Genomic DNA, 26,410 nt, shown 5'->3' with positions numbered 1-26,410 from the left:
GATGAACGTGGCAGCGACCACCGACGACACTCAAGAGGACACGGACGCGCCGGCGGCGCCACCGGCCCGCCGCCGCGGCACGGGCCGTATCGCGGCGGCGGTGAGCGTCTTCGGTGAACTCCTCATCACGGCGGGCCTGGTGCTGGGCCTGTTCGTCCTCTACTCGCTCTGGTGGACGAACGTCATAGCCGACCGGGCGGCGGACAAGCAGGGCGAGAAGGTCCGCGACGCATGGGCCCACGAGGGCAAGAGCACTGGTCCCGGTGCGCTGGACACCAAGAACGGCATCGGCTTCCTGCATGTCCCCGCCATGAAGAACGGCGAGGTCCTGGTCGAGAAGGGCACGTCGACGGAGGTCCTCAACGAGGGCGTGGCCGGCTACTACACGGACCCGGTCAAGGCCACCCTCCCGACGACGGGCAAGAAGGGCAACTTCACACTGGCCGCCCACCGGGACGGCCACGGCGCGAAGTTCCACAACATCGACAAGCTGAAGGTCGGCGACCCGATCGTCTTCGAGACCCGGGACAAGTGGTACATCTACAAGGTCTACGACATCCTCGACGAGACCTCGAAGTACAACGTGAAGGTCATCTCGCAGATCCCCAAGGAGTCGGGGAAGAAGAAGGCGGGCCACTACATCACGCTGACGACGTGCACGCCGGTGTACACGAGCCGGTATCGGTATGTGGTGTGGGGGGAGCTGGTGCGGGTGGACAAGGTGGACAGCAAGAGGACGCCGCCGGAGGAACTGGGCTGACTGAGCTCCTTGCAGGAACTCAGTCCCCTAGCATGGCGGAGGCTCGAAGCCGCAACTTCCTTTTGCGGCTTCGAGCCTCCTTTCGGTCGGCGGACAGTGTCTACTCCAGGCCTTCAGCGGCTCCCCGGCACTCCACTCCTCCAGCATCCCGCGGTGTACGGCTGTGATGTTGGTCTCGGCGGCGAGCTGCAGGGCGTCGGGGGTGAAGGGGCACGTTGCCACGAAGAGTGCCACCTGCGCGCTGTAGAGAACCTTCGCCGAGCCGACAAACTTCTGGACGGCGGGGCTGGTGATGGTCAGGTAGGGCGCGTACCTCTTGCATTGGGCGACGAGGCGACGTCCGTCGGGGGTGCGCCCGATGATGTCGACGCCTCGGTCTCCATGGCCGCCGACGACGAAGACGTCGGTGCATCCGTCGCGGATCAGCAGTTTGGCGATGTGGCGCTCGAACGTTTTGCTGTTCATGGCGTCCATGGCAGCCATGACCCCGACGGCGGGACGATCGTCTCGTACTCCTTCGAGCCGTTGCAGCCGGGCGTGGTGCTGGTGGAGCCGTCGCTCGATGCGCTGGACTCCGGCCCGCAGGGCGATCAGCTCCTTGCGGTGCTCGCCGGAGGTCTCGATCAGGGCGTTGAACATCGGTACGACCGTCTTGCCGAGGATGTGGGTGATGCGTTGGTCGATGCGGTCGTCGAGGGAGACGTCGGCTGTGCGGACAGGGTTATCCACAGGCTGGGTGCGCGCCAGGTACTCCATGTCCAGGAGGTACACACGCACCTGACGTGCGACTTCGCTGTCCCTGAGCAGCATGGCGATGTTGAGGACGGCTCGGCGGGAGAACAGAGCGAGGGATCGTGTTCGCGACTGGATCCCACTGAGGTTCTTGAAGGACCTCAGTTCTTCGCCGGTCAACAGGCGGTATCCGTTGGTTTCCAGCTCTGCTCGGTGGTCTTTGACCAGTGACTTGATCGCTTCGAGACCTACCTCGAAGTAGGCAGCCACCATCGCCGTCGTCACATGCATCCCGTCCGGCAGCAGCGACAGTGCCTTGACTCTGTCGAGTACGTCCGTGCGCTCCAGGACGCTGTCCCGCAGGGACTTGGACTCCAGCAGCGCCGATTCGTTGATCACGTTCTGCCCTTCGTTCGCGGTGTGGCCGTATGGCCAGGGCAGAGCTCCGACACCCCGCCCCACCCGATCAACGAGTCGGCACATATGAAGACACGATCGACGCAGGAACAAACGTTGTACGAGGCTTACCGCCGCCTGCCCGGGCGGCAGACAAATGGGCCCCTGCCGGGAAGCCCGGCAGGGGCCCATCGATGGGGGCGGGTGTGTCAGCCGGTCGCACCGCCGAAGAGGTTGGTGCCGCCGTTGTTCCCGCCGTTGTTGCCGCCTCCGCCGAAGGTCTGCAGGTTGACCGGCGTGCCCTGGTTGACCGTGCTGCCCGGGGGCGGGTCCGAGTTGATGACGATGGCGTTGTCGTCCTGGGAGCCGTTGATGTTGCCGACCTGGAGGCCCGCCTGCTGAAGGGCGTTCTTGACGTCCTTCAGCTTCTGGCCCTGGATGTTCGGCACCTGGACCTGGTTGTTCTGCTTCTGGCCGATGTTGATCTGCACCGCGGTGTTCTTCTTGACCGGGGTGCCGATCGTCGGGTTGGTCGAGATGACCTTGTTGACCTGGTTGTCGTCGTTGGTGGGCGTGTTGACGCAGTTGCCGTTGAGGCCGACGGCCTGCAGCGCGGACTTGGCGTCGTCACAGCTCTTGCCGGTGACGTCGGGCACGGGGACGGTCTCCGCGGCCTTGGCCACGGTGAGGGTGACCGTGCTGCCCTTCTCCTTCTCCGTGCCGCCCGTCGGGTTCTGGGAGAGGACGAGGCCGGGGTTCTGGTCGGACTCCTGGGTCTTCTGGTCGACCTTGAAGCCCTTGTTCTCGAGCTGGGTCTTCGCCTGGTCGTACTGCAGGCGCGTGACGTCCGGGACGAGCACCTTCGGAGCGCCCGTGGACACCACGAGGTTGACCGCCTCCCCCTTCTTCAGGCTGGTGCCCTTGCCCGGGTCTTGGTCGCAGACATTGCCCTTGCTCTGGTTGTCGCAGGGCTGCCTCTTGATCGTTCCGACCTTGAGGCCGATGTTGTCCAGCTGGCTCTTGGCGTCGCTCTCGCTCAGGCTGACGAGGTTGGGTACGTCCACCTTGTCGTTGCCGACGCCTCCGTTCCCGCTGAACGCGTACTTCCCGATCAGGATGGCGCCCACCAGGACGAGGATGCCCGCGACGACCAACAGGATCGTCGAGGTGTTGGACTTCTTCTGGGGCTGGCGGCGGCGGGAGCGGTCGTCGTAGCCGTAGCCGCCGTCGTCCGGGTTCATCGGGGGGAGCATCGACGTGGCGCCGGCGTCCGTGGCGCGCAGGGCCGTGGTCGGCTGGTCGTCGGGGTAGCCGCCGTAGCCGACGGATCCCATGGCCGCGGTGGCCGCGACGGGCTGGCCGTCGAGGCAGGCCTCGATGTCGGCGCGCATCTCGTCGGCGGACTGGTAGCGGTAGTTCGGGTCCTTGACCAGGGCCCTGAGGACGATGGCGTCCATTTCGGGCGTGATCTCGGGGTCGAAGACGGAGGGCGGCTGGGCTTCCTCACGTACGTGCTGGTACGCGACGGCGACCGGGGAGTCGCCGACGAAGGGTGGGCGTACCGTCAGGAGTTCGTAGAGGAGGCAGCCGGTCGAGTACAGGTCGGAGCGGGCGTCGACCTGCTCGCCCTTCGCCTGCTCCGGTGAGAGGTACTGCGCGGTGCCGATGACGGCGGCCGTCTGCGTCATGGTCATGCCGGAGTCGCCCATGGCGCGGGCGATGCCGAAGTCCATGACCTTGACCTGGCCGTTGCGCGTCAGCATGACGTTGGCCGGTTTGATGTCGCGGTGGACGATGCCGCTGCGGTGGGCGTACTCCAGGCCCTGGAGGATGCCGATGGTCATCTCCATCGCGCGCTCCGGCAGCAGCTTGCGGCCACTATGAAGAAGCTCACGCAGGGTTGAGCCGTCCACGTACTCCATGACGATGTACGGGATCGAGACCCCGTCGATGTAGTCCTCGCCCGTGTCGTAGACCGCGACGATCGCGGGATGGTTGAGCGAGGCGGCCGACTGGGCCTCCCGGCGGAACCGGGCCTGGAAGGAAGGGTCGCGTGCGAGGTCCGCGCGCAGTGTCTTCACCGCCACCTGGCGCCCGAGGCGGGTGTCATGCGCGAGGTAGACCTCCGCCATGCCACCACGACCGAGCACCTGGCCCAGTTCGTACCGGCCGCCGAGGCGACGCGGCTCTTCCATAGCTCCTACCAGCCCTCTCCGTCGGTCCCGACTCACACGTGTGTGCGGCCGGAGGCTGCCGTCCGGGCCTACCGTACCCGGCTAGCTTTGTGTGACCTGGCTAAGTGCGTCACCCGATACAGGACCGGTATCGCAACGTGCACCGTTGTGAAGGGGACGTGAGCGGGGTCACTTCTTGGCGTTGATGACCGCCTCCATCACGCTCTTCGCGATCGGGGCGGCGAGGCCGCCGCCGGAGATGTCGTCGCGGTTGGCGTTCTCGTCCTCGATGACCACGGCCACGGCGACCGGCGAGCTGCCGTCGGACAGCTTGGCGTAGGAGATGAACCAGGCGTAGGGGTTCGCGCTGTTGGCGACGCCGTGCTGGGCGGTGCCGGTCTTGCCGCCGACGGTGACGCCGCCGCCGATCTGGGCCTTCTGGCCGGTGCCGTCCTTGACGACCGTCTCCATCATCGACTGCAGGATCTGCGCGTTCTTCGCCGACAGGGGCTGGCTGAGCTCCTGCGGGTCGGTCTGCGCGATGGTGTCGAGGTTGGACGACTGCAGCTTGTCGACCATGTACGGCTTCATCAGCTTGCCGTTGTTGGCGACGGCGGAGGCGACCATGGCCATCTGCAGGGGGGTCGCGGCGGTGTTGAACTGGCCGATCGAGGACAGCGCGGTCTGCGAGGAGTTCATGTTGTCGGAGAACACCGAGGCGCTGGAGCGGACCGGGGTGAACTGCTCGGCGTCGAAGCCGAACTTCTTCGCCTCGGCGAGCATCTTGTCGTTGCCGAGGTCGGCGCCGATCTTGCCGAAGACCGTGTTGCAGGACACCCGCAGCGCCGTCCGCATGGTGGCGTTCTTGCAGGGGATGTTGCCCTCGTTCTTCAGCTCGGTCGTCGTGCCCTTCATGATGTAGGGCAGTGGCGAGTTCGTGTTCTCGTCGGCGGAGGTGTACAGCCCGTTCTCCAGCGCGGCCGCGGCCGTGACCACCTTGAAGGTGGAGCCCGGCGGGTAGGTCTCGCGCAGCGCCCGGTTGAGCATCGGGTCGGCCTTGTTGTTCGCCTTCTGGAGCGCGAGCCAGTTCTTGGTGTCCGTCGATGTGGAGTTCCCGGCGAACGACGAGGGGTCGTACGACGGGTAGGACGCCAGCGCCAGGATCTTCCCGGTGGACGGGTCGAGCGCGACGACGGCGCCCTTGCCGCCCTGGGACTTCAGTCCGTTGTAGGCGGCCTTCTGCGCGGCGGCGTTGAGGGTGGTGACGACGTTGCCGCCCGCCTTCTCCTTGCCCGTGATCATGTCGAGGGTGTTGCGGAAGAAGAGCCGGTCGTCGGTGCCGGTGAGGATGCCGTCGTCGATGCTCTCCAACTGGGTGGCGCCGAAGGCCTGCGAGGCGAACCCGGTGACCGGCGCCCACATGGGACCGTTCTTGTAGGTGCGCTTGTACTTCAGGTCGTTGAGGCCGCTGGTGCTGGTCGTGGTGGACCCGGTGACGGGGTCGCCGTCGACGATGATGTCGCCGCGCGGGGTGGAGTAGCGGGCGATGGTGACACGGCGGTTCAACTTGTCGTTCTTCAGGCTGTCGGCCTTGACGTACTGGAGCCAGTTGTCCCGGACGAGCAGGGCGAGGACGAGCAGGCCGCAGAAGATCGCGATCCGGCGCAGGGGCTTGTTCATGACGGGCGGACCACCTGGGTCATCTCGGCGTCGGGGTTGCCGGCGGGCGCGGGCGCCGGGCGGCGGGCGGTGTCGCTGATTCTGATGAGGATGCCGATGAGGGCCCAGTTGGCGATGACGGAGGACCCTCCGTAGGCCAGGAACGGCATCGTCATACCGGTCAGCGGGATGAGGCCCATGACGCCGCCTGCGACGACGAAGACCTGGAGGGCGAAGGCGCCGGAGAGGCCGACGGCGAGCAGCTTGCCGAAGGGGTCGCGGGCGGCGAGGGCGGTGCGGATACCCCGCTCCACGATCAGGCCGTAGATCAGCAGGATCGCCATGAGGCCGGCCAGGCCCAGCTCCTCGCCGAAGGTGGCGAGGATGAAGTCGGAGTTGGCGGCGAAGCGGATCAGCTCGGAGTGGCCCTGGCCCCAGCCGGTGCCGAGGGTGCCGCCCGAGCCGAAGGCCCACAGGGCTTGCTGCAACTGGTCGGAGTGGACTCCGGTGACGCCCGGGGTGCGGCTGAGCTTGTACTCGTGCATCGGGTTGAGCCAGGCCTGGACACGGGTCTGGACGTGCGGCTCGAAGCTCGCCACGCCCACGGCGCCGGCCGCCGACATCAGCAGACCGAAGACGATCCAGCTGGTCCGCTCGGTGGCGACGTACAGCATGATGACGAACATTCCGAAGAACAGCAGTGACGTACCGAGGTCGGTCTCGAACACCAGGATGAGGATCGAGATCATCCAGACGACGATGATCGGGCCGAGGTCGCGGCCGCGTGGCAGGTACAGGCCCATGAAGCGGCGGCTGGCGAGGGCGAGCGCGTCACGCTTCACCATCAGGTAGCCGGCGAAGAAGATGGCCAGCACGATCTTGGCGAACTCACCGGGCTGGATGGTGAAACTGCCGACCTTGATCCAGATCTTGGCGCCGTAGGTGAGGTCGGCGCCGAGGCCCGGGACCAGCGGGAGCAGCAGCAGGACCAGCGCGCCCGCCATGGAGATGTACGTGTACCGCTGCAGGACGCGGTGGTCCTTGAGGAAGATCAGCGCGACGACGAACAGGGCGATGCCCAGCGCGGTGTAGATCAGCTGGTTGGTCGCCTTGCCGCCGGCGACTCCGATGGACTGCAGCAGTTTGGACTGGTCGAGGCGCCAGATCGCGACGAGGCCGAGTCCGTTGAGGAGCGTGGCCAGAGGCAGCAGCAGCGGGTCGGCGTACGGGGCGAACTTCCGTACGGCGAGGTGGCCGACGCCGGCCAGCAGACCGAGGCCCAGGCCGTAGCCGAGAAGACCGGCGGGCACCTTGTCGTTGATGGCGAGGCCCACGTTGGCGTAGGCGAAGACCGGGATGACGACGGCGAACAGCAGGAGCGCGAGCTCGGTGTTGCGCCGGCTAGGTGCGCCGATCGCGCCGATCGTGGACGTATGGTGCGTCGGTGTGTTGGTAGTACTGCTCATCGTGTGACAGGGCCTCTCACGGCTTGCCTACTGCTTACCGCACAGCGAGACGACCTTCTGCTCATCCTCCGAGAGAGTGGGGCCGGGGCTGGGGGTGGGTGCGGTCGCTGTTGTGGACGGGGTCGGTGAGGTCGAGGGGCTCGGTGATGCCTTGGACGTGAGGGAGGTCTTGCTGGTTCCCGTGGTGCCGCCCGCCTGGCCCGTGCCGGTCTTCGAGTTGTTCTTGCTCTCGGCCGCCTGACGCTCGGACTCCTTCTTGCATGCGGAGGCCTGCACGGAAAGCTCGTTGATCTTCGACTGGGCGCCGGTCAGGCTGCCTTCGGCGATCGTGGACCTGACCTGCTTCTGCTGGTACGGAGGCAGGTACTTGAGTTCGATCTCGGGGTGGTCCTTCTCCACCTTGGAGAGGGAGACCCACGCCAGGTCCTGGCTGATGCCCCGGTACAGCGCGACGTGCTCGTCCTTGGTGCCGACGTAGTACTGGGTCTGGGTCCAGCGCCAGCCGCCGTAGAGGCCGCCGCCGACGACGGCGAGGGCGAGCACGATGTAGAAGGATCTCTTCGCCCACTTGCGGCCCGTGCGGGGTTTGACGAAGTCGTCGTCGGTGTAGTCGCCGAAGCTGCCCGCGGGGATGTAGCCGGTGGTGTCGCCGGAGCCGGGCGGGCCGAACTCGCCGCCCCCGCCGTGTCCGTGGCCCTGGCGGCCGAGGCCGGAGGCGCGGCCGGCCGGGGTCTCCATGAAGCCGGGGTCGTGCAGGTGGTTCTGGTTCTCGGCGACCGCGCCGACCACGACCGGGGTGTCGGAGAGCTGCCCGGCGAGGGTGTCCCCGGTGTCCAGGTCCAGTACGTCGGCGACGATGACGGTGATGTTGTCGGGGCCGCCGCCGCGCAGGGCGAGCTGGATCAGCTCCTGCACGGTCTCCTGCGGGCCCTGGTAGCTGGCGAGGGTGTCCTCGAGCGTCTGGTGGGAGACGACGCCGGACAGGCCGTCGGAGCAGATCAGGTAGCGGTCGCCGGCGCGGACCTCACGGATGGACAGGTCCGGTTCGACGTGCTCGCCGCTGCCCAACGCCCGCATCAGCAGGGAGCGTTGGGGGTGGGTGGTGGCTTCTTCCTCGGTGATGCGGCCCTCGTCGACGAGGCGCTGCACCCAGGTGTGGTCCTGGGTGATCTGGGTGAGGACGCCGTCGCGCAGCAGATAGGCGCGGGAGTCGCCGACGTGGACGAGGCCGAGGCGCTGGCCGGTCCACAGCAGGGCGGTGAGCGTGGTGCCCATGCCCTCGAGCTGGGGGTCCTCCTCGACCATGGAGCGCAGCTGGTCGTTGGCGCGCTGTACGGCGGTGCCGAGGGAGGTGAGGATGTCGGAGCCCGGCACGTCGTCGTCGAGGGCGACGATGGTGGAGATGGCCTCGGAGGAGGCGACCTCGCCGGCGGCGGCGCCGCCCATGCCGTCGGCGATCGCGAGCAGGCGCGGACCGGCGTATCCGGAGTCCTCGTTGCCCTCACGGATCATGCCTTTGTGCGATCCGGCGGCAAAGCGCAGTGACAGACTCATGCGCACCTCGCCCGTCGGCTCCGGGTACATCCGCACGGTGCCCACCCTCCGGTCGGGAGCGCGCCGGAGCCCGTGGTCGGGGCCGCCGCTGCGTGCTCGCTCCGCTCGCTCATTGTCGTACTACTTCCGCAGCTCGATGACTGTCTTGCCGATGCGGATCGGCGCGCCCAGCGGAATCGGCGTGGGGGTCGTCAGCCGGCTCCGGTCGAGGTATGTGCCGTTGGTGGAGCCCAGGTCCTCGACGATCCACTGGCCGTCGCGGTCCGGGTAGATCCTGGCATGGCGGCTGGAGGCGTAGTCGTCGTCCAGCACGATCGTGCTGTCGTGCGCCCGGCCCAGGGTGATGGTCTGGCCCTGGAGCGCGACGGTCGTGCCGGTGAGGGTGCCCTCGGACACGACGAGTTTGGTGGGGGCGTTACGGCGCTGGCGGCCGCCGCCGGCCTGCTGACGCTGGGGCGGGGGCGCGGCCTGCTGGCGGGCGGCCTGCTGGGGCCGTGCGGCCTCGCGCCTGGAGCCGCGCTGGGTGACGCGCGTACCGAACAGGTCGCTGCGGATGACCTGCACGGCCACGATCACGAACAGCCACAGTACGGCCAGGAAACCCAGCCGCATGACCGTGAGGGTCAGCTCTGACATTGCCCCCGCTTCACCCTTCGGCTTGCCGGTAAATGATGGTGGTGCTGCCCACGACGATCCGCGAGCCGTCGCGGAGCGTAGCGCGGGTGGTGTGCTGCCCGTCCACCACGATGCCGTTGGTGGACCCGAGATCCTGGATCGTCGAGGGCGTTCCGGTCCGGATCTCGCAGTGCCGGCGGGAGACGCCGGGGTCGTCGATCCGCACGTCGGCTTCGGTGCTGCGGCCCAGCACCAGCGTCGGGCGGGAGATCTGATGGCGGGTGCCGTTGATCTCGATCCAGTGGCGGGTGCGTGAGCCGGGCTGCGGTGCGCCGACCGGGCCGCCCGCGCCGGGACGCTGGCCGTAGGCCGCGGCGCCGGGCGGCGGCGCGGCGGGCATCGGAGGGGCGCCCGCGGGTGCGGCGGCCGGCGGGTAGCCGTACCCTCCGCCGGGGCGGCCCGCGGACCCGGCCGGCGGAGCGGCGGATCCGGGAGCCTGCTGGCTGCTGGAGGAGGCGAGCGTACGGCTGCGCACCCGGTACAGGCCGGTGTCGAGGTCGTCCGCCTTCTCCAGGTGGACCTTGATGGGGCCCATGAACGTGTAGCGCTGCTGCTTGGCGTAGTCGCGCACCATGCCGGCGAGCTCGTCGCCGAGCTGGCCGGAGTAGGGGCTGAGCCGCTCGAAGTCCGGCGTGCTCAGCTCCACGATGAAGTCGTTGGGGACGACCGTGCGGTCGCGGTTCCAGATGGTGGCGTTGTTGTCGCACTCACGCTGGAGCGCTCCGGCGATCTCCACGGGCTGGACCTCGGACTTGAACACCTTGGCAAAGGTGCCGTTGACCAGACCTTCGAGACGCTGCTCGAACTTCTTCAGGACTCCCATGAGGCACCTCCTCCGATGTCGCTTCCGTCCAGTGTCCCGGCTGGCGGGCGCTGCCTTGCCTGGTACTGCTTACTGATCGTATCCACGCGCGGGTGAATCAGCTGGTTCCCCCTGTCGGCCCGGTCGACGGGTGTCGACCCTGGACGAAGTTCCCTCCGGAAGTTCCCTCCGAAGCTGCCCTTCGAACTCCTCCCACGCACTCCTTCTGCCCAGGATCGTAGAGGCGGCCGCAGACCAGTGTCCCGCACCTGGCTGTGGACCCGGCCCGGCTCCAGGGGAGACGGGCAGGACCGGTACGAGGTTGATACGTGAACCGGTGCGTGTTGATACGGAGCGGAGAGCTTCGCGGGCGGGGCGTCGGCGTGCCGGTGGTTCGCGGGTCGCGTGGCGGGACGGGCGCGGGGTGGCCGGTCCACGGCCGGACGGCACGTCCGTGCTGGTGGGCGGCTGCCCAGGGATAAGGGATGTGAACCCACCCCGGCCAGCGTGCTAATGTTCTGCGTGTCGGAAGGCGCCAGCCCAAAGGGCCGAAGCCGGAGGACACACCCAATGCGCGGGTGGCGGAATAGGCAGACGCGCTGGATTCAGGTTCCAGTGCCCGCAAGGGCGTGGGGGTTCAACTCCCCCCTCGCGCACCAGCCGAAAGCCCCAGGTCTTTGACCTGGGGCTTTCGCGTTGTCCCGGCCAGTGTGAGGCGCGTTACCCGGTGAGGACAATCACATGGCCCGCAGGTCCGGTTCCGGGCGGCGTTTTCCACAGGCGCGGAGTTGTCCACAGGGTCTGACGCGTCCCGCCCACCGGCTGTACGGTCGGCACGAGTTGATGTTCATCGGCGTGCGGGGGAGGCGGTTGGCGTGACCGGAATCGGAGAGGCGACGGCGGAGTCGGGCGTGCGACGCCTTCCGCGGGTGCGGGGCTTCGCCGAGTGGCCCGTCGAGGGGTCGCCCAAGGCCGAGGGCAAGGCGCTGCGCAAGCGGGTGCCGCGCAGTGCGCACTGCGCGCTCGACCTGGACGGCTCCCGCCCGCACGCGGCCGACGCGGTCGAGGAGTCCCACCGCGGCCGGATCCCCGAGCTCACTCCGATACGCGCGGGCCGGATGGCGGCCACGCCCTTCGCCTTCCTGCGCGGCTCCGCCGGCCTCATGGCTTACGACCTGGCGCGCACCCCCATGACCCGGATCCGCGCGCAGATCTGCGGCGACGCCCATGCCGCCAACTTCGGCCTGTACGGCGATGCGCGCGGCGACCTGGTCATCGACCTCAACGACTTCGACGAGACCGTCCACGGCCCCTGGGAGTGGGACCTCAAGCGGCTCGCCGCCTCGCTCGTGCTCGCGGGCCGGGAGGCCGGTGCCGACGAGGACCAGTGCCGCAAGGCGGCCTACGACGCGACCGGCGCCTACCGCCGCACCATGCGGCTGCTCGCCAAGCTGCCGGTGCTGGACGCGTGGAACGCCATCGCGGACGAGGAACTCGTCTCCCACACCGACGCCCACGACCTGCTCGGCACGCTGGAGCGGGTCTCGGAGAAGGCGCGGGCCAACACGAGCGGGCGCTTCGCGGCGAAGTCGACGGAGCAGGCCGAGGACGGCGGGCGCCGCTTCGTCGAGGCGCTGCCGGTGCTGCGGCGGGTTCCTGACGCGGAGGCCGCGGCGGTGGCCGCTGCCCTAGAGCAGTATGTGACGACGCTCTCCGAGGACCGGCTCCCGCTGCTGGCCCGCCACGCGGTGCACGATGTCGCCTTCCGGGTCGTCGGCACGGGCAGCGTCGGCACCCGCTCGTACGTCGTGCTGCTGCTGGATCACCGGGGGGAGCCGCTCGTCCTCCAGGTGAAGGAGGCCCGCCCCTCGGCACTGGTGCCACACCTGGTGACGGCGGGCTTCGAGGCGCCGCAGGTGGAGCACGAGGGCCGCCGGGTGGTTCTCGGGCAGAAGCGCATGCAGGTGGTCAGCGACATCCTGCTGGGCTGGACCTCGGTGGAGGGACGGCCCTTCCAGGTACGGCAGTTCCGCAACCGCAAGGGCAGCGTCGACCCGGCGGCGCTGGCCGCCGACCAGATAGACGACTACGGCCGGATGACCGGCGCCCTCCTGGCCCGCGCCCACTCCCACAGCGCCGACCCGCGCCTGGTCGCCGGGTACTGCGGCAAGAGCGAGGAACTGGACGAGGCGATCGCCGGCTTCGCCGTCGCCTATGCCGACCGCACGGAGGCCGACCACGCCGATCTGGTGGCGGCGGTGCGGGCGGGGCGGATCGCGTCGGAGCTGGGGGTGTGAGCTGGGTGTCTGCCGGAGGCGGCCGGTGAGGAGCGTGCTCGCAGGGGCCCGACCCGAGGACCTTGCGCCGCACTGGCCGCCTCCGCCGTGGCCTACGCTGGGCGGGTGACGAGCCCGGAAGCTGAGCAGGGTGGTGTCGCCGGCGAGGCGCAGGCGACGCCCCAGGACGATGCGCCGCGTCCCGAGGAGCGGCTGGAGCGGGCCGTGCGGGCCGCCGAGCAGGCGCTGATCGAGTACGAGATCGCTGTCGAGACCTTCCGTGTGGAGGTCGAGAACTTCTCCCGGCTGCACCACCAGAAGCTCGGCCCGATGTACGCCCGCCTGGATGAGCTGGACGCGGAGATCGCCGAGGCCCGGGCCGCCCGCACCGGCGACCCCGAGGACCGTCGCAAGGCGGACGAGGCCCGGGCCCGGGTGCTGCCGATGCCCGGCGTCGAGGAGCTGTTCCACGGCTGGATGGACGGGGAGGGGCTCTTCCCGGAGGCCGAGGCGATGCTCACGGACCAGCCCGTGCGGCCCCCGCAGCGCGTGCGCCCCAGCGACGAGGCCCGCAAGCTCTACCGCGAACTGGCCCGCAAGGCCCACCCCGACCTGGCCCAGGACGACACCGAGCGGGCCCGCCGTGAGGAATTCATCACCCGGGTCAACGCCGCCTACGCCCGCGGTGACGAGACCCTGCTGCGGGAGCTGGCCGAGGAGTGGGCCAAGGGCCCGGCGCCGCAGGAGCGCGGTCCGAGCCGCGCCGAGGAGCTCTACGCCCGCCTCGAATGGCTCGCCCAGCGCAAGGAACTGCTCTCGCTGGTCGCCAAGGAACTGGAGGAGAGCGCGATCGGCGCCATGCTGCGGCTGGCACCGGACGATCCCGACCGGCTCCTGGAGGAGATCGCCGAGAAGCTCCTGGCGGATGTCTCCCGGCGCGAGGCGGAGCTGGCCGAGCTGCTGGGGTAGTCCCGCGGCTCGGGCGGACGGTTCCGTGCCCGGATGCGTCGGGTAGCGTCTTGGGCATGCATTTCGGAGCTGGTGTGCCCACGGTCGAGGTCTCGGACCTCAAGGACGGCGACTTCCTGCTGGACGTCCGCGAGGACGACGAGTGGCAGGCGGGTCACGCCGAAGGGGCACTGCACATCCCCATCAGTGATTTCGTCGCCCGTTACGGTGAGCTGACCGAGGCCGCGCCGCAGGACGGCCGCGTCAACGTGCTCTGCCGTTCCGGCGGCCGCTCGGCGCAGGTCGCGATGTACCTCGTGCAGCAGGGCATCGACGCCGTGAACGTCGACGGCGGCATGCAGGTGTGGGCGGCCGCGGGCCGCCCGGTCGTGACGGACGAGGGGCAGCCCGGGTTCGTCCTGTAGCTCGCGGCGGCCGGGGCGGTCAGCCCAGCGGGTGCGCCGCCAGCAGGTCGCCGAGGGCCTCCTCGTGCGCTGCCGACGGGCCGAGCTGCAGCTCCAGGTGCTTGGCCCAGGCGTGGTAGCGGTGCAGCGGGTACTCGACGTCCGCCCCGAAACCGCCGTGCAGATGCTGTGCCGTCTGCACGACCCGCCGTACACCCTCCGACGCCCAGATCTTGGCGACGGCGACGTCACCGGAGGCAGGCAGCACGCCCGGTGCCCCAGAGGCGATCCGCCACGCGGCCTGCCACAGCGTGGCCTCCATCGCACGCAGGTCGATGTACCGGTCGGCGGCCTGCACGGCGACGGCCTGGAACGTGGCGACGGGGTATCCGAACTGCTCTCGTTTGCCGGTGTATTCACTGGTCATCGCGAGCACGCGTTCGCCGAGGCCGAGGGCCAGCGCGCAGGTCCCGGTGGTCAGCAGTTCGCGCAGCCACTCCCAGGCGCCGTCGGCGTCGATGACGTCACGGGCGGGGATCCGTGCGGCCTCCAGACGCAGTTCGCCGAGCCGCTCGCCGGTGGTGGAGACCTGCTCGCCCAGCCCGACGCCTTGGTGGATGCGGGGGATCACGGCGAGGAGGGTGCGGTCGGCGGCCGTATGGGCGGGTACGACGACGAAGTCGGCGGTGTGCGCCCACGGCACGGCCGTCTGCACCCCGTCCAGGATCCACTGGTCGCCCTCCTGCCGTGCGGTCACGGCGAGTTCGGCCGGGTCGTGGCCGGTGCGGCCGTTCACGGCGACGGTCAGCACCGCCTGGCCCCGCCCCGCGCGGGTGAGCAGCGACGACTTCAACTCCTCGCCGCCGTATGCCTGTACGGCGGCTGCGGCAGCGCTGGTCTCCAGCAGCGGAACGCGCGCCAGCACCTTGGCCGACTCCCGCAACACCAGGCACAGGGCGATGGCGTCCAGGCCCGCCCCGCCGAACTCCTCGCCCAGCAGCAGGCTCAGCAGATCCGCCTCGGCGAGCCTGGTCCACAGCGCGCGGTCGAAGTCGTCGGCCACGGCGCCGGGGACGAGGGAGGGGCTGGGCACCGCGTCCGGCGCGACCCCGGCGAACACCCCCCGCGCCGCCTCGGCCGCCGCCTGCTGCTCCTCGGTGAAGGTGAAGTCCACGGTCCTGCCCTCCGGAGGGTCCGCTGATCTGACGGACCGTCAAGATAGAACAGGTTCTAGGAGAAGGGAACGGTGCGCCGACTCCGGAACCGTGGCCGCCGGTTCAGCGGTCGAAGTCCAGCTCCACCTTCTCCGTCACCGGATGCGACTGGCACGCCAGTACGTATCCCGCCTCCGTCTCCTCCGGTTCCAGCGCGAAGTTGCGGTCCATGCGCACCTCGCCGGTCACCAGGAAGGCCCGGCAGGTGCCGCACACTCCGCCCTTGCAGGCATAGGGCGCGTCGGGCCGGTTGCGCAGGACCGTCTCCAGCAGCGACTCGCCGTCCTGCACGGCCCAGGTCCCGCCGCGGCCGTCGAGCCGCGCGGTGACCGTGCTGTGCGCGGGGGCGGTCGCGGCCGGCGCGGGGGCGGCGGCGTCCACGTGGAAGATCTCCTCGTGGATGCGCGTGCGCAGCACACCGAGCCCGCGCAGTGCCCGCTCGGCCCCTTGGACCAGCCCGAACGGCCCGCACAGGAACCATCCCGCCACCTGCCCCACCGGCAGCAGCGCCGGAAGCAGCTCCGTCAGCCGCTCCTGGTCGAGGCGTCCGGACGGCAGCCCCGCCTGCTGTTCCTCCCGGGACAGCACCGTCACCAGCTGCAGCCGCCCCGGATAGCGGTCCTTCAGATCGGCGACCTCGTCCAGGAACATCGTCGAGGCGGCCGTGCGGTCGCTGCGTATCAGACAGAACCGGGCCTGCGGCTCGCGCGCCAGCAGCGTCGAGACGATCGACAGCACCGGGGTGATGCCGCTGCCGCCGACGACCGCCGCGTACAGGCCGGGCGCCGGGTCGAGGGTGAAGCGGCCGGCCGGGGTCATCACCTCCAGCTCGTCGCCGGCATTGATCTCCTTGAGCGCGTACGTCGAGAATGCCCCGTCCTCCACCAGCCGCACGCCGACCCGCAGGGTGCCGGGGCCCGCGCCGCCGGGGGCCGGGGCCGGGGAGCAGATCGAGTACGTGCGCCGTATCTCCTTGCCGTCGACCAGGCGCCGCAGGGCGAGGTGCTGGCCCGGGGCGTGCCGGTACTCCTCGCGCAGTTCCTCGGGCACGGTGAGGGTGAGGGCCACGGAGTCGTCGGTGAGCCGGTCGACCGCCGCCACCCGGAGCGTGTGGAAGCGGGCCATCACAGCTCCTTGAAGTGGTCGAAGGGTTCCCGGCAGGACAGACAGCGCCGCAGCGCCTTGCAGGCGGTGGAGGAGAAGCGGCTGAGCAGTTCGGTGTCGGTGCTGCCGCAGTGCGGGCAGTGCACCGGCTCCAGCGTGCGGGTCGGGCCGAGCGACACGGGGACCGGCCCCGAAGCCTCTGCTGCGCGCGGGGGAGCTATCCCGAACTCCCGCAGCTTGCGCCGCCCTTCGGCGGTGATGTCGTCCGTCGACCAGGCGGGCCGCAGCACCGTGCGGACGGTGACGTCCCGTATGCCGTGCGCGTGCAGGACTTGCTCGATGTCCAGGGACATCGCCTCGATGGCGGGGCAGCCGGTGTAGGTCGGCGTCAGTTCGACCTCGACCGAGTCCGCGCCGCGCACATGCACCGCGCGCAGGACGCCGAGCTCCTGGAGGGTGAGCACGGGCAGTTCGGGGTCGGGCACCGAACCGGCGATCTCGAGGAGTTCGGACTCCAGGGCGGTGGTCGTCGTCACCATGACGCCCCCGGGTGGCTGCGGTGCAGGTGCTGCATCTCGGCGAGCATCCGCCCGAAGGACTCGGTGTGCACGCCCTGCCGGCCCGCGCCGGCCGTCCACGCCCCGGCGCGCGGCCCCTCGGGGACCGTCAGGGTCGCGCGGTGCAGCACGGCCCGGACGGACTCCAGCCAGGCCGTCTCCATTCCCGCCAGGTCGACGTCCAGGCCGTCCACCGGCTGGAACATCTCGCCGGTGAACCGCCACAGGGCCGTGCACGCGCGCTGCATGCGCTCGTGGCCCGTCTCTGTCCCGTCGCCGAGCCGCAGGGTCCACTGCTCGGCGTGGTCGCGGTGGTAGGCGACCTCCTTGACGGCCTTTGCGGCGAGACCTGCGAACGGACCGTCCGCGCCGGCCAGTTCGGCGTACAGCAGGTGCTGGTAGGTGGAGAAGTAGAGCTGGCGGGCGATGGTGTGGGCGAAGTCGCCGTTCGGCTGTTCCACCAGCTGGAGGTTGCGGAAGGCGCGCTCCTCGCGCAGATACGCCAGTTCGTCCTCGTCGCCCACGGTCGCCAGCAGCACGCGGGCCTGGCCCAGCAGGTCCAGCGCGATGTTGGCGAGGGCGACCTCCTCCTCCAGGACGGGGGCATGGCCCGCCCATTCGCCGAGGCGGTGCGAGAGCACCAGGGCGTCGTCGCCGAGGGTGAGGGCGGCGGTCGTGGGAACCGCGGCCGTTTCAGGAGCTGTCACAGGTGCTTCACCCCCTCCGGGATCTCGTAGAACGTCGGGTGCCGGTACGGCTTGTCGGTGGCCGGCTCGAAGAACGGGTCCTTCTCGTCCGGGGAGGACGCGGTGATCGCCGACGACGGGACGACCCAGATCGAGACGCCCTCCCCGCGGCGGGTGTACAGGTCGCGGGCGTTGCGCAGGGCGAACTCCGCGTCCGGCGCGTGCAGGCTGCCGGCGTGGGTGTGTGAGAGGCCGCGGCGGGAGCGCACGAAGACCTCCCACAGGGGCCAGTCGGTGTTCGTCATGCTCGCGTCGCTCCCATCTCACCGGGCCTGTTGCTCCCACCGGTCCCGCTCGTGTGCTTGGCCGCGTAGGCCGCGGCCGACTCCCGTACCCACGCGCCTTCTTCGTGCGCGCGCCTGCGCTGGGTGAGCCGCTGCTCGTTGCACGGGCCGTTGCCCTTGAGGACTTCCTTGAACTCCGTCCAGTCGATCGGCCCGAAGTCGTAGTGGCCCCGCTCCTCGTTCCACTTCAGGTCGGGGTCGGGGAGGGTGAGGCCCAGCGACTCGGCCTGGGGGACGCAGATGTCGACGAAGCGCTGGCGCAGCTCGTCGTTCGAATGCCGCTTGATCTTCCACGTCATCGACTGCGCGGAGTGCGCCGACTCGTCGTCGGGCGGGCCGAACATCATCAGGGACGGCCACCACCAGCGGTTCACGGCGTCCTGCGCCATCTCCCGCTGCTCGGGGGTGCCGCGGCCGAGGGCCAGCAGCAGCTCGTACCCCTGGCGTTGGTGGAAGGACTCCTCCTTGCAGATGCGGACCATCGCGCGTGCGTACGGGCCGTAGGAGCAGCGGCACAGCGGGACCTGGTTGGTGATCGCGGCGCCGTCCACCAGCCAGCCGATCGCGCCGACGTCCGCCCAGGTCAGCGTCGGGTAGTTGAAGATCGACGAGTACTTCTGACGGCCGGAGTGAAGCTTGTCGAGCAGCTCGTCACGGCTGGTTCCGAGGGTCTCGGCCGCGCTGTACAGGTAGAGCCCGTGTCCGGCCTCGTCCTGGACCTTGGCCATCAGGATCGCCTTGCGGCGCAGGGAGGGCGCGCGGGTGATCCAGTTGGCCTCCGGCTGCATGCCGATGATCTCGGAGTGCGCGTGCTGGGCCATCTGCCGGACCAGCGTCGCGCGATAGGCGTCGGGCATCCAGTCACGCGGCTCGATGCGCTCGTCGGCGGCCACTGCGGCGTCGAAGGCGCGCTCGTACGCACCGGTGCCGTCGGTGTCTTCCGCGGTGCCGTACGCCTGGTGCGCGGCTGCTGTCGCCATGCGGTCCCCCTCGACCTGGGCTCTGTCCGGAGCTGGCTCCCGACCGATCGTTCGGTTCGTGCGATTCCATGGTGGGACGGGCGCAGTAAGGTGTCAACCGCTGTGGATAAGTTGGGCGCTGTCCTGTGGACAAGTGGGGCGACCTCGCGTATGCCGCGGCGAGCTCGGACCGATGGGGGCTGTGCCGGGCGGGCGGGCCTGAGTACCGTGCCCCCTGCGAATGCGGTGGCGGATCGGAAGACGGGGCGGAATGGACGCGTACGGCATAGACTCGGACGCCCGGCAGGGGCCGGACTGGCCGGGCGGTGCGCCCGGGCCGGTTGAGCCGCCCGAACCGGACAGATCGCCTGCGCAGGACAGCCCGCCCCGGCCGGCCCGGCCGGGCCGGGCGGACGATGGGCAGGACGCCTCACCGGACGCTGCCGTGCTCGATTCCGGCGCCACGGACTTCTCGGAGGCTCCCGCGCCCGGCCCGTACGCCGAACCGCGCACCGGGGTGGCCGCACTCTCCCTGCGCTACCAGGTCGGCGCCGCGCTGACGCTCGCCGTCGTCGCCGTCCTTGTCTGTGTGCATGTCGGGATGGTCTTTCTGCACGTCGCGCCGTCGAACACGCTGACCAAGGCGCACGGCAAGGCGATCGACGACTGGATCTACCCGGAGTTCGAGCAGAACTGGAAGCTGTTCGCGCCGAACCCGCTGCAGCAGAACATCGCGGTCCAGGTGCGCGCCGAGGTGCAGGAGAAGAACGGTGGTGTGCGGACCACCGGCTGGTACGACCTGTCCGCCGAGGACGGGCAGGCCATCGACGGCAATCTGGTGCCCAGCCACACCCAGCAGAACGAGCTGCGCCGGGCCTGGGACTTCTTCGTCTCCACGCACGACGGCAACAACCGTCCGGTGGGCCTGCGCGGCACCCTGTCCGAGTCGTATCTGCGGCGCATAGTGGTGCTCCGCCTGGGCCGCGACGACGCTGCCGGGAAGGGCGGGGTCATCGAGCAGGTCCAGGTCCGTTCCCGAACCTCCAATGTGCCCCCGCCGAAGTGGAGCACTGAAAAGGTCTCCGACAAACCCATGGACCGCATGCTGCCCTGGTGGCCGGTCACGGCCGCCGACACCGACGGAGGCGTCCGGTGAACCGCTTCGCCCTCTCGGTCTCCTCCGCCATCGCCCGCATCACCGAATCGGCGCTCGGCCCCTACCAGTCCGCCGTGATCCGCATCGGCTTCAGCACGACCTGGCTGCTGTTCCTGCTGCGCGAGTTCCCCCATCGCGAGGAGCTGTACGGCCCCGGCAGCCCGTGGAGCTGGGATCTCGCCCAGCAGCTGATCGCGTCCAACAGTGCCTTCACGGCCCTGATGTGGTCGGACAGCCGGGGCTGGTTCGAGTTCGTCTACGTGCTCGCCGTGCTGTCGAGCGTCCTGCTGCTGCTCGGCTGGCGCACCCGCACCATGTCCGTGCTGTTCATGATCGGTGTGCTCTCGCTGCAGAACCGCAGCGTGTTCATGGGGGACGGCGGCGACAACGTCCTGCACCTGATGTCCGTGTACCTCGTGTTCACGCGCTGCGGCCAGGTCTGGTCCCTGGACGCACGGCGGGCGGAGCGTGCGCGTCGGGCACGCGCGCGTGGAGAGCAGGTCTCCGACCGGGTCGGCCCGGCGCTGTGGGCCGTGCTCGGGTGCGCGCTGATCGCGGTGACGGCCGGCGGGCGGTTCGACGGCGCGGACTGGACCGTGCCCGTGATCCTGTGGGGGGTCTGGCTCGCGCAGGCCGTGTGGTGGCTGGTCGGGCGCCGGGCGAAGAGCGGGGAGCCGAGGATCCTGCTGGACGTCGTCGCCAACATCGTGCACAACGGCGCTCTCTTCGTGATCATGACGGAGGCCTGTCTGATCTACGCGACGGCCGGCTGGTACAAGATCCAGGGCACGCGCTGGCAGGACGGCACCGCGGTCTACTACCCCCTCCACCTCGACTACTTCTCGCCCTGGCCCGGGCTCGCCGACCTGCTGTCGTCCAGCGGCACGATGGTGATGCTCGTGACGTACGGGACGGTCATCGTGCAGGTCGCGTTCCCGTTCACGCTGTTCAACCGGCGGGTCAAGAACGTCCTGCTGGCGGTCATGATGACCGAGCACGCCGTGATCGCCGTCGTCCTCGGGCTGCCGTTCTTCTCGCTGGCGATGATCGCCACGGATGCGATCTTCCTGCCGACGTCGCTGCTGCACCGCCTCGGCGGCTGGGCGGCACGCGCACGTGGCCGCGTCCTCGCCCGCACCGGCCGTACGACGCCGTCCGGGCCGCGCGCCCCGGAGAGCCCCGAGCCCGCGCAGGTGAGCTCCACGGCGTGAGGCTGCGCCCGTGCCACAGGGCGTGAGTCGCGGTCCCGCGCGCACGTAGGCTGCACGCCATGACCGAACCCGCCCCCGACCCCGTGACCGCCTGGCGCCGGATCGCCGGCGCCTGCGTGCTGCTCGACGGTTTCCATGCCCTCAAGCACGCCGTGCGTTTCGGAGCCGAGGTCCCGGTGGCGGTCACCGTCGACCGGCGGGCGGCGCTCGCCCTCGCCGACGAGCTCGCCCCCGATGTGCGGGACGCGCTGGCGGACCTCCTCACCGAGGTGCCGGAGCCGACGTACCGGAGCCTGGTGCCGCGTCCGCATCCCACCGCCGTCGCCGCCTTGGCCGTACGACCGTCCCGTGCGGCCCATCTGGAGAAGCTCGCGCACACCCCGCGCACGGCCCCCGTCGTGGTCCTCGACAACCCGCGCAACCTCGGCAACGCGGGCGCCGTGATCCGCCTGGCCGCCGGTTTCGGCGCGACCGGTGTGGTCACCACCGGCACCCTCGACCCATGGCACCCCACGGTGGTGCGCGGCGGCGCGGGGCTGCACTTCGCGACCGCCGTGGAACGACTGGCCGTCGACGAACTGCCGGCGGGACCGCTGTTCGCCCTGGACCCGGAGGGCGACGACGTCCGGGGCGTCAAGCTCCCGGACGACGCCGTCCTCGCGTTCGGCTCCGAGCGCAGCGGCCTGTCCGCCCCGCTACGCGCGCGTACCGACCACTTGCTGTCGCTGCCGATGCGCCCCCAGGTCTCCAGTTACAACCTCGCGACCAGTGTGGCCATGACGCTGTACCACTGGAGCGTCACCGGCGGCGCGTTCAGTTCCTAGGCCTCGCGGCGCACCTCGACCACCCGGAAGCGGTTCGCGACGAACGCCCCGTCGCACAGCGCCGAGTTGGCCGCCGGGTTGCCCCCGGAGCCGTGGAAGTCCGAGAACGCGGCCGTCTGGTTGACGTACACCCCGCCCGTGAGGTTCAGCGACAGCTGGGCGGCCTCCTCCAGGCAGACCTCCTGGACCGTCTGCTCGACCTCCTCGTCGGTCGTGTACGCGCCGACCGTCATCGCGCCCTTCTCCCGGATGGTGCGGCGCAGCAGCTCCGCGCCCTCCGCGGCCGAGTCGACCGCGACGGCGAAGGAGACCGGGCCGAAGCACTCGCTCATGTAGGCGGCCTCGTCGTCGGGCTTGGCTCCGTCCAGCTTCACGATCACCGGCGTGCGCACCACCGCGCCCGGGAACTCCGGGTTGCTGATCTCCCTGGAGGCCAGGGCGACTTCGCCGAGACCGGCGGCCGCTTCCAGGCGGGCCTTCACGTCCGGGTTGACGATCGCGCCGAGCAGGGCGTTCGCGCGCGTGTCGTCGCCGAGGAGGCCGTCGACCGAGCGGGCGAGGTCGGCGACCACCTCGTCGAAGGTCTTGGGGCCCTCGTCGGTGCGGATGCCGTCGCGGGGGATCAGCAGGTTCTGCGGGGTCGTGCACATCTGGCCGCTGTACAGGGACAGCGAGAAGGCCAGGTTGGAGAGCATGCCCTTGTAGTTCGCGGTGGACTCGACCAGCACCGTGTTGACGCCGGCCTTCTCCGTGTAGACCTGCGCCTGGCGGGCGTTGGCCTCCAGCCAGTCGCCGAACGCCGTCGAGCCCGTGTAGTCGATGATCCGGATCTCAGGGCGGGTGGCCAGCGTCTTCGCGATGCCCTCGCCGGGGCGCTCGGCGGCCAGCGCCACCAGGTTCGGGTCGAAGCCCGCCTCGGCGAGGACCTGCCGCGCGACCTGCACGGTGAGCGCGAGCGGCAGCACCGCGCGCGGGTGGGGCTTCACCAGGACCGCGTTGCCGGTGGCCAGGGACGCGAACAGGCCCGGATAGCCGTTCCACGTCGGGAAGGTGTTGCAGCCGATCACCAGCGCGATCCCGCGCGGAACGGCGGTGAACTGCTTGGTGAGCGCCAACGGGTCACGCTTGCCCTGGGGCTTGGTCCACTCCGCGGTGTCGGGGGTGCGGACCTGCTCCACGTACGCGTACGCCACCGCCTCCAGACCGCGGTCCTGGGCGTGCGGGCCGCCCGCCTGGAACGCCATCATGAAGGCCTGGCCGGAGGTGTGCATGACCGCGTGCGCGAACTCGTGCGTCCGGTCGCTGATCCGCTTCAGGATCTCCAGACACACCACCGCGCGCGCCTCCGCGCCGGCGTCGCGCCACGCGCGCTGTCCGGCCTTCATGGCGGGCAGCAGCTCGTCGACGTCCGCATGCGGGTAGGTCACGCCCAGCTCGATGCCGTACGGCGAGACCTCGGCGCCCACCCAGTCGTCCGTGCCGGGCTGGCCGAGGTCGAGGCGGGTGCCCAGCAGGGCGTCGAAGGCGGCCTTGCCCGCGGCCGCGTCCAGGCTGCCCCTCTCGCCGTAGGCCTTGGGGTGTTCGGGGTGCGGGGACCAGTACGCGCGCGTGCGGATCGCTTCCAGCGCCTGGTCGAGGGTGGGCCGGTGCTTGGCGATCAGGTCGCGGGTGGTCAGTTCGGCGGCCATGCGGGACCAACTCCTCGTCTTGAGAACTCTTCGTCGAGCTCATGACCTGGCAGAAACATGGGCAGGAACAGCCGGTCAGAGTTAGAGTAACCGAACGATCGGTCGGGACAAGGGGGCCTGCCGCATCTGTGGAAAACCCCGTGCGGGAGGATCGCGCACATGACAGCACTCGTCCTCAGCAGCCCCGTGGCCGTCGTCGGCACCGGCACCATGGGCCAGGGCATCGCCCAGGTCGCGCTGGTCGCAGGCCACCGCGTACGGCTGTACGACGCCGCCGCCGGACGCGCCGCGCAAGCGGCCGCAGCGATCGGCGCCCGCCTCGACCGGCTCGTCGAGAAGGACCGGCTCGCGGCCGCCGACCGGGACGCGGCACGCGAGCGGCTGCTGCCCGCCGAGAGCCTGACCGAACTCGCGGACTGCTCCCTGGTCGTCGAGGCCGTCCTGGAGCAGCTGGACGCCAAGCAGGCCCTGCTGCGTGAGCTGGAGGACATCGTCGCCGAGGACTGCCTGCTCGCGACCAACACCTCCTCGCTGTCCGTCACCGCGATCGGCGGCGCCCTGCGCCACCCCGGGCGCTTCGTCGGCCTGCACTTCTTCAACCCCGCGCCGCTGCTCCCCCTCGTCGAGGTCGTCTCCGGGTTCGCCACCGACGTCTCGTCGGCCACGCGCGCGTACGAGATGGCGCGCGCCTGGGGCAAGACACCGGTCGCCTGCGCCGACACGCCCGGCTTCATCGTCAACCGGATCGCCCGGCCCTTCTACGCCGAGGCCTTCGCCGTGTACGAGGCCCAGGGCGCCGACCCCGCCACCATCGACGCGGTCCTGCGCGAGTCCGGCGGCTTCAGGATGGGCGCCTTCGAACTGACCGACCTCATCGGGCAGGACGTCAACGAGTCCGTCACCCACTCCGTGTGGCGGTCCTTCTTCCAGGACGTGCGCTTCACGCCCTCGCTCGCCCAGCGGCGCCTGGTCGAGTCGGGCCGGCTCGGCCGCAAGAGCGGTCAGGGCTGGTACGAGTACGGGGACGACGCCGAGCGCCCCGAGCCGCACACCGCGGAGCCCGCGCAGCAGCCCGCGTACGTCGTCGTCGAGGGCGACCTGGGCCCTGCCTCCGAGCTGCTCCCGCTGATCCGCGAGGCGGGCATCGCCGTGCGTGAGGAGGAAGAGGACCACGGCACCCGCTTGGTGCTGCCGAGCGGCGGCCAGCTGGCGCTCGCCGACGGCCAGACCTCCGTCGAGTTCCGCGACGTCGTCTACTTCGACCTCGCCCTGGACTACCGCAGGGCCACCCGTATCGCCCTGTCCGCCTCCCAGGACACCTCGCCGGGGACCCTCGCCGAGGCCACCGGCCTCTTCCAGGCGCTCGGCAAGGACGTCAGCGTCATCGGTGACGTCCCCGGCATGATCGTCGCCCGCACGGTCGCCCGGATCGTCGACCTCGCGCACGACGCCGTCGCCAAGGGCGTGGCCACCGAGGAGGACATCGACACCGCGATGCGCCTGGGCGTCAACTACCCGCTCGGGCCCTTCGAGTGGAGCCGCAGACTCGGCCGCAACTGGGCATACGCCCTCCTCGACGACCTGCACCTGCGCGACCCCTCCGGGCGCTATGCGCCCTCCCTCGCGCTGTACCGGCACGCGTACGCCTCCGACAAGCGGGAGGGCAGCCAGTCATGACCACCGCCAAGCGCGACACGTACACCCCGGAGACGCTGCTGTCCGTCGCCGTCCAGGTCTTCAACGAGCGCGGCTACGACGGCACCTCCATGGAGCACCTCTCCAAGGCGGCCGGCATCTCCAAGTCGTCGATCTACCACCATGTGGCCGGCAAGGAGGAGCTGCTGCGCCGGGCCGTCAGCCGGGCGCTCGACGGCCTCTTCGGGATCCTCGACGAGGAGCACGCGCGCGTGGGGCGCGCCGCCGAGCGCCTCGAGTACGTCGTGCGGCGCATGGTCGAGGTGCTGATCGGCGAACTGCCGTATGTGACGCTGCTGCTGCGGGTGCGCGGCAACACGGCCACCGAGCGGTGGGCCCTGGAGCGGCGCCGGGACTTCGACCACCAGGTGGCCGAACTGCTGAAGGCGGCGGCCGCCGACGGGGACGTACGCGGTGACGTGGAGGTGCGGCTCGCCACCCGGCTCGTCTTCGGGATGATCAACTCGATCGTCGAGTGGTACCGGCCCGACGGGCGGGGCATGAGCGAGCGCGAAGTGGCCGACGCGGTCGTGCAGTTGGTCTTCGGAGGGCTCCGCAAGGAGGCCTGAGCGGCTTCGCAGGGCTCAGCCCTGCGGCTCGAGGTCCTCCTCCTCGAACACCAGCAGCGTGCGTGTGCTGAGCACTTCGGGCATCGCCTGCAGCCGGGTGAGCACCAGCTCGCGCAGCGCCTTGTTGTCCGGTGTGTGCACCAGCAGCAGTACGTCGAAGTCGCCGCCCACCAGCGCGATGTGGGAGGCCCCGGGCAGCCGTGTGAGCTGCTCGCGCACCGTGCGCCAGGAGTTCTGGACGATCTTCAGGGTGATGTACGCCGAGGTGCCCTGACCTGCGCGCTCATGGTTCACGCGGGCCCCGAAGCCGCGGATGACACCGTCCTCGATGAGGCGGTTGATACGCGCGTAGGCGTTGGCGCGTGAGACATGCACCCGTTCCGCGACCGACCTTATGGACGCGCGGCCGTCCGCCTGGAGCATCTGCAGGATGTCCAGATCGATGGCGTCGAGGGGCCGCGGCGACGGCAGGGGACTTCCGCCTTCCGCTGCTTCAGCCATTTGTTCAGGTGCCATGTCCCCCCGCCTCCCTACCATGGACGTACTGCGTTCATTCC

At 70.1% G+C, this 26,410-nt stretch carries 24 protein-coding genes and 1 tRNA gene; 10 read left to right on the top strand and 15 right to left on the bottom strand.

Going from position 1 to position 26,410, the window contains the following annotated elements:
• The first annotated feature begins 1 nt into the window (after window position 1).
• Window positions 2–760: a class E sortase gene (locus ACWCRD_RS06590; protein WP_450964830.1), complete on the top strand. Its 759-nt coding sequence runs from the start codon at window positions 2–4 to the stop codon at window positions 758–760.
• Between the two features lie 27 nt (window positions 761–787).
• On the opposite strand, the gene ACWCRD_RS06585 is transcribed toward ACWCRD_RS06590, so the two are convergent.
• The 7 genes from ACWCRD_RS06585 to ACWCRD_RS06555 form a co-directional block, all read right to left on the bottom strand.
• A complete protein-coding gene (locus ACWCRD_RS06585) occupies window positions 788–1,891 on the bottom strand; it encodes a restriction endonuclease (protein ID WP_450964829.1) in 1,104 nt (367 codons plus the stop codon).
• Window positions 1,892–2,097: 206 nt separating this feature from the next.
• A complete protein-coding gene (gene pknB / locus ACWCRD_RS06580; RefSeq protein ID WP_450964828.1) occupies window positions 2,098–4,083 on the bottom strand; it encodes a Stk1 family PASTA domain-containing Ser/Thr kinase in 1,986 nt (661 codons plus the stop codon).
• 168 nt (window positions 4,084–4,251) lie between these two features.
• On the bottom strand, window positions 4,252–5,742 hold the full coding sequence (locus ACWCRD_RS06575) for a penicillin-binding transpeptidase domain-containing protein (protein WP_450964827.1): 1,491 nt from the start codon (window positions 5,740–5,742) through the stop codon (window positions 4,252–4,254).
• A complete protein-coding gene (locus ACWCRD_RS06570; protein WP_450964826.1) occupies window positions 5,739–7,187 on the bottom strand; it encodes an FtsW/RodA/SpoVE family cell cycle protein in 1,449 nt (482 codons plus the stop codon). The genes ACWCRD_RS06575 and ACWCRD_RS06570 overlap by 4 nt, the downstream gene beginning before the upstream one ends.
• A gap of 27 nt (window positions 7,188–7,214) precedes the next feature.
• The gene (locus ACWCRD_RS06565) at window positions 7,215–8,771 is read right to left on the bottom strand and encodes a Stp1/IreP family PP2C-type Ser/Thr phosphatase (protein ID WP_450964951.1); all 1,557 of its coding nucleotides are present in this window, start codon (window positions 8,769–8,771) and stop codon (window positions 7,215–7,217) included.
• 90 nt (window positions 8,772–8,861) lie between these two features.
• Window positions 8,862–9,377: an FHA domain-containing protein FhaB/FipA gene (locus ACWCRD_RS06560; protein ID WP_266957641.1), complete on the bottom strand. Its 516-nt coding sequence runs from the start codon at window positions 9,375–9,377 to the stop codon at window positions 8,862–8,864.
• Between the two features lie 10 nt (window positions 9,378–9,387).
• Entirely contained in the window at window positions 9,388–10,239 is an 852-nt protein-coding gene (locus ACWCRD_RS06555) for an FhaA domain-containing protein (protein ID WP_450964825.1), read from the bottom strand.
• 551 nt (window positions 10,240–10,790) lie between these two features.
• Between ACWCRD_RS06555 and ACWCRD_RS06550 the strand changes: the two genes are divergently transcribed.
• The 4 genes from ACWCRD_RS06550 to ACWCRD_RS06535 all read left to right on the top strand — a co-directional run bounded on the left by ACWCRD_RS06550 (window position 10,791) and on the right by ACWCRD_RS06535 (window position 13,867).
• A tRNA-Leu gene (locus tag ACWCRD_RS06550) sits at window positions 10,791–10,877 on the top strand.
• A gap of 216 nt (window positions 10,878–11,093) precedes the next feature.
• A complete protein-coding gene (locus ACWCRD_RS06545; protein ID WP_450964824.1) occupies window positions 11,094–12,515 on the top strand; it encodes a DUF2252 domain-containing protein in 1,422 nt (473 codons plus the stop codon).
• Window positions 12,516–12,620: 105 nt separating this feature from the next.
• Window positions 12,621–13,463, top strand: coding sequence for a J domain-containing protein (locus ACWCRD_RS06540; RefSeq protein ID WP_450964823.1), 843 nt, complete (start codon window positions 12,621–12,623; stop codon window positions 13,461–13,463).
• A 74-nt stretch (window positions 13,464–13,537) separates the two neighbouring features.
• Window positions 13,538–13,867 carry a rhodanese-like domain-containing protein gene (locus tag ACWCRD_RS06535; protein ID WP_450964950.1) on the top strand — a complete coding sequence of 110 codons (330 nt, stop codon included), beginning with the start codon at window positions 13,538–13,540 and terminating at the stop codon, window positions 13,865–13,867.
• A 19-nt stretch (window positions 13,868–13,886) separates the two neighbouring features.
• Here the strand turns inward: ACWCRD_RS06535 and ACWCRD_RS06530 are convergent, their stop codons facing one another.
• The 6 genes from ACWCRD_RS06530 to paaA form a co-directional block, all read right to left on the bottom strand.
• Window positions 13,887–15,020: an acyl-CoA dehydrogenase family protein gene (locus ACWCRD_RS06530; RefSeq protein ID WP_450964822.1), complete on the bottom strand. Its 1,134-nt coding sequence runs from the start codon at window positions 15,018–15,020 to the stop codon at window positions 13,887–13,889.
• 103 nt (window positions 15,021–15,123) lie between these two features.
• Entirely contained in the window at window positions 15,124–16,185 is a 1,062-nt protein-coding gene (locus ACWCRD_RS06525; RefSeq protein ID WP_450964821.1) for a 2Fe-2S iron-sulfur cluster-binding protein, read from the bottom strand.
• Window positions 16,185–16,700: a 1,2-phenylacetyl-CoA epoxidase subunit PaaD gene (gene paaD, locus ACWCRD_RS06520; protein ID WP_450964949.1), complete on the bottom strand. Its 516-nt coding sequence runs from the start codon at window positions 16,698–16,700 to the stop codon at window positions 16,185–16,187. The genes ACWCRD_RS06525 and paaD overlap by 1 nt, the downstream gene beginning before the upstream one ends.
• A complete protein-coding gene (gene paaC, locus ACWCRD_RS06515) occupies window positions 16,697–17,428 on the bottom strand; it encodes a 1,2-phenylacetyl-CoA epoxidase subunit PaaC (RefSeq protein WP_450964820.1) in 732 nt (243 codons plus the stop codon). Before paaC ends, paaD begins: the two co-directional genes overlap by 4 nt.
• Entirely contained in the window at window positions 17,425–17,712 is a 288-nt protein-coding gene (paaB, locus tag ACWCRD_RS06510; RefSeq protein ID WP_450964819.1) for a 1,2-phenylacetyl-CoA epoxidase subunit PaaB, read from the bottom strand. Before paaB ends, paaC begins: the two co-directional genes overlap by 4 nt.
• On the bottom strand, window positions 17,709–18,731 hold the full coding sequence (paaA, locus tag ACWCRD_RS06505; RefSeq protein WP_450964818.1) for a 1,2-phenylacetyl-CoA epoxidase subunit PaaA: 1,023 nt from the start codon (window positions 18,729–18,731) through the stop codon (window positions 17,709–17,711). Before paaA ends, paaB begins: the two co-directional genes overlap by 4 nt.
• Window positions 18,732–18,981: 250 nt before the next feature.
• Between paaA and ACWCRD_RS06500 the strand changes: the two genes are divergently transcribed.
• From ACWCRD_RS06500 to ACWCRD_RS06490, 3 genes are read left to right on the top strand one after another with little or no spacing between them, the layout of a single operon-like run.
• On the top strand, window positions 18,982–19,866 hold the full coding sequence (locus ACWCRD_RS06500; RefSeq protein WP_450964817.1) for a DUF5819 family protein: 885 nt from the start codon (window positions 18,982–18,984) through the stop codon (window positions 19,864–19,866).
• Window positions 19,863–21,077, top strand: coding sequence for an HTTM domain-containing protein (locus ACWCRD_RS06495; RefSeq protein WP_450964816.1), 1,215 nt, complete (start codon window positions 19,863–19,865; stop codon window positions 21,075–21,077). Before ACWCRD_RS06500 ends, ACWCRD_RS06495 begins: the two co-directional genes overlap by 4 nt.
• A 59-nt stretch (window positions 21,078–21,136) precedes the next feature.
• Entirely contained in the window at window positions 21,137–21,901 is a 765-nt protein-coding gene (locus ACWCRD_RS06490) for a TrmH family RNA methyltransferase (RefSeq protein ID WP_450964815.1), read from the top strand.
• On the opposite strand, the gene paaN is transcribed toward ACWCRD_RS06490, so the two are convergent.
• Complete coding sequence (paaN, locus tag ACWCRD_RS06485; RefSeq protein WP_450964814.1) at window positions 21,898–23,589, bottom strand: phenylacetic acid degradation protein PaaN; 1,692 nt, start codon at window positions 23,587–23,589, stop codon at window positions 21,898–21,900. The genes ACWCRD_RS06490 and paaN overlap by 4 nt on opposite strands.
• 159 nt (window positions 23,590–23,748) lie before the next feature.
• Between paaN and ACWCRD_RS06480 the strand changes: the two genes are divergently transcribed.
• Window positions 23,749–25,266: a 3-hydroxyacyl-CoA dehydrogenase gene (locus tag ACWCRD_RS06480; protein WP_450964813.1), complete on the top strand. Its 1,518-nt coding sequence runs from the start codon at window positions 23,749–23,751 to the stop codon at window positions 25,264–25,266.
• Window positions 25,263–25,853, top strand: coding sequence for a TetR/AcrR family transcriptional regulator (locus ACWCRD_RS06475; RefSeq protein WP_450964812.1), 591 nt, complete (start codon window positions 25,263–25,265; stop codon window positions 25,851–25,853). The genes ACWCRD_RS06480 and ACWCRD_RS06475 overlap by 4 nt, the downstream gene beginning before the upstream one ends.
• Window positions 25,854–25,868: 15 nt before the next feature.
• Here the strand turns inward: ACWCRD_RS06475 and ACWCRD_RS06470 are convergent, their stop codons facing one another.
• Entirely contained in the window at window positions 25,869–26,369 is a 501-nt protein-coding gene (locus ACWCRD_RS06470; RefSeq protein WP_450964811.1) for an Lrp/AsnC family transcriptional regulator, read from the bottom strand.
• Window positions 26,370–26,410 lie beyond the last annotated feature (41 nt).

The organism is Streptomyces sp. NPDC002092 (assembly GCF_053593775.1).
The sequence above is the reverse complement of the archived record's forward strand: the minus strand, read 5'-3'. Positions and strand labels throughout refer to the sequence as shown.

Coding starts and splice junctions, on each gene's coding strand:
- ACWCRD_RS06590 (WP_450964830.1), top strand. CDS start 2: ATGAACGTGGCAGCGACCACCGACGACACTCAAGAGGACACGGACGCG.
- pknB (WP_450964828.1), bottom strand. CDS start 4,083: ATGGAAGAGCCGCGTCGCCTCGGCGGCCGGTACGAACTGGGCCAGGTG.
- ACWCRD_RS06575 (WP_450964827.1), bottom strand. CDS start 5,742: ATGAACAAGCCCCTGCGCCGGATCGCGATCTTCTGCGGCCTGCTCGTC.
- ACWCRD_RS06570 (WP_450964826.1), bottom strand. CDS start 7,187: ATGAGCAGTACTACCAACACACCGACGCACCATACGTCCACGATCGGC.
- ACWCRD_RS06565 (WP_450964951.1), bottom strand. CDS start 8,771: ATGTACCCGGAGCCGACGGGCGAGGTGCGCATGAGTCTGTCACTGCGC.
- ACWCRD_RS06560 (WP_266957641.1), bottom strand. CDS start 9,377: ATGTCAGAGCTGACCCTCACGGTCATGCGGCTGGGTTTCCTGGCCGTA.
- ACWCRD_RS06555 (WP_450964825.1), bottom strand. CDS start 10,239: ATGGGAGTCCTGAAGAAGTTCGAGCAGCGTCTCGAAGGTCTGGTCAAC.
- ACWCRD_RS06525 (WP_450964821.1), bottom strand. CDS start 16,185: ATGGCCCGCTTCCACACGCTCCGGGTGGCGGCGGTCGACCGGCTCACC.
- paaB (WP_450964819.1), bottom strand. CDS start 17,712: ATGACGAACACCGACTGGCCCCTGTGGGAGGTCTTCGTGCGCTCCCGC.
- paaA (WP_450964818.1), bottom strand. CDS start 18,731: ATGGCGACAGCAGCCGCGCACCAGGCGTACGGCACCGCGGAAGACACC.
- ACWCRD_RS06500 (WP_450964817.1), top strand. CDS start 18,982: ATGGACGCGTACGGCATAGACTCGGACGCCCGGCAGGGGCCGGACTGG.
- ACWCRD_RS06490 (WP_450964815.1), top strand. CDS start 21,137: ATGACCGAACCCGCCCCCGACCCCGTGACCGCCTGGCGCCGGATCGCC.
- paaN (WP_450964814.1), bottom strand. CDS start 23,589: ATGGCCGCCGAACTGACCACCCGCGACCTGATCGCCAAGCACCGGCCC.
- ACWCRD_RS06480 (WP_450964813.1), top strand. CDS start 23,749: ATGACAGCACTCGTCCTCAGCAGCCCCGTGGCCGTCGTCGGCACCGGC.
- ACWCRD_RS06475 (WP_450964812.1), top strand. CDS start 25,263: ATGACCACCGCCAAGCGCGACACGTACACCCCGGAGACGCTGCTGTCC.
- ACWCRD_RS06470 (WP_450964811.1), bottom strand. CDS start 26,369: ATGGCACCTGAACAAATGGCTGAAGCAGCGGAAGGCGGAAGTCCCCTG.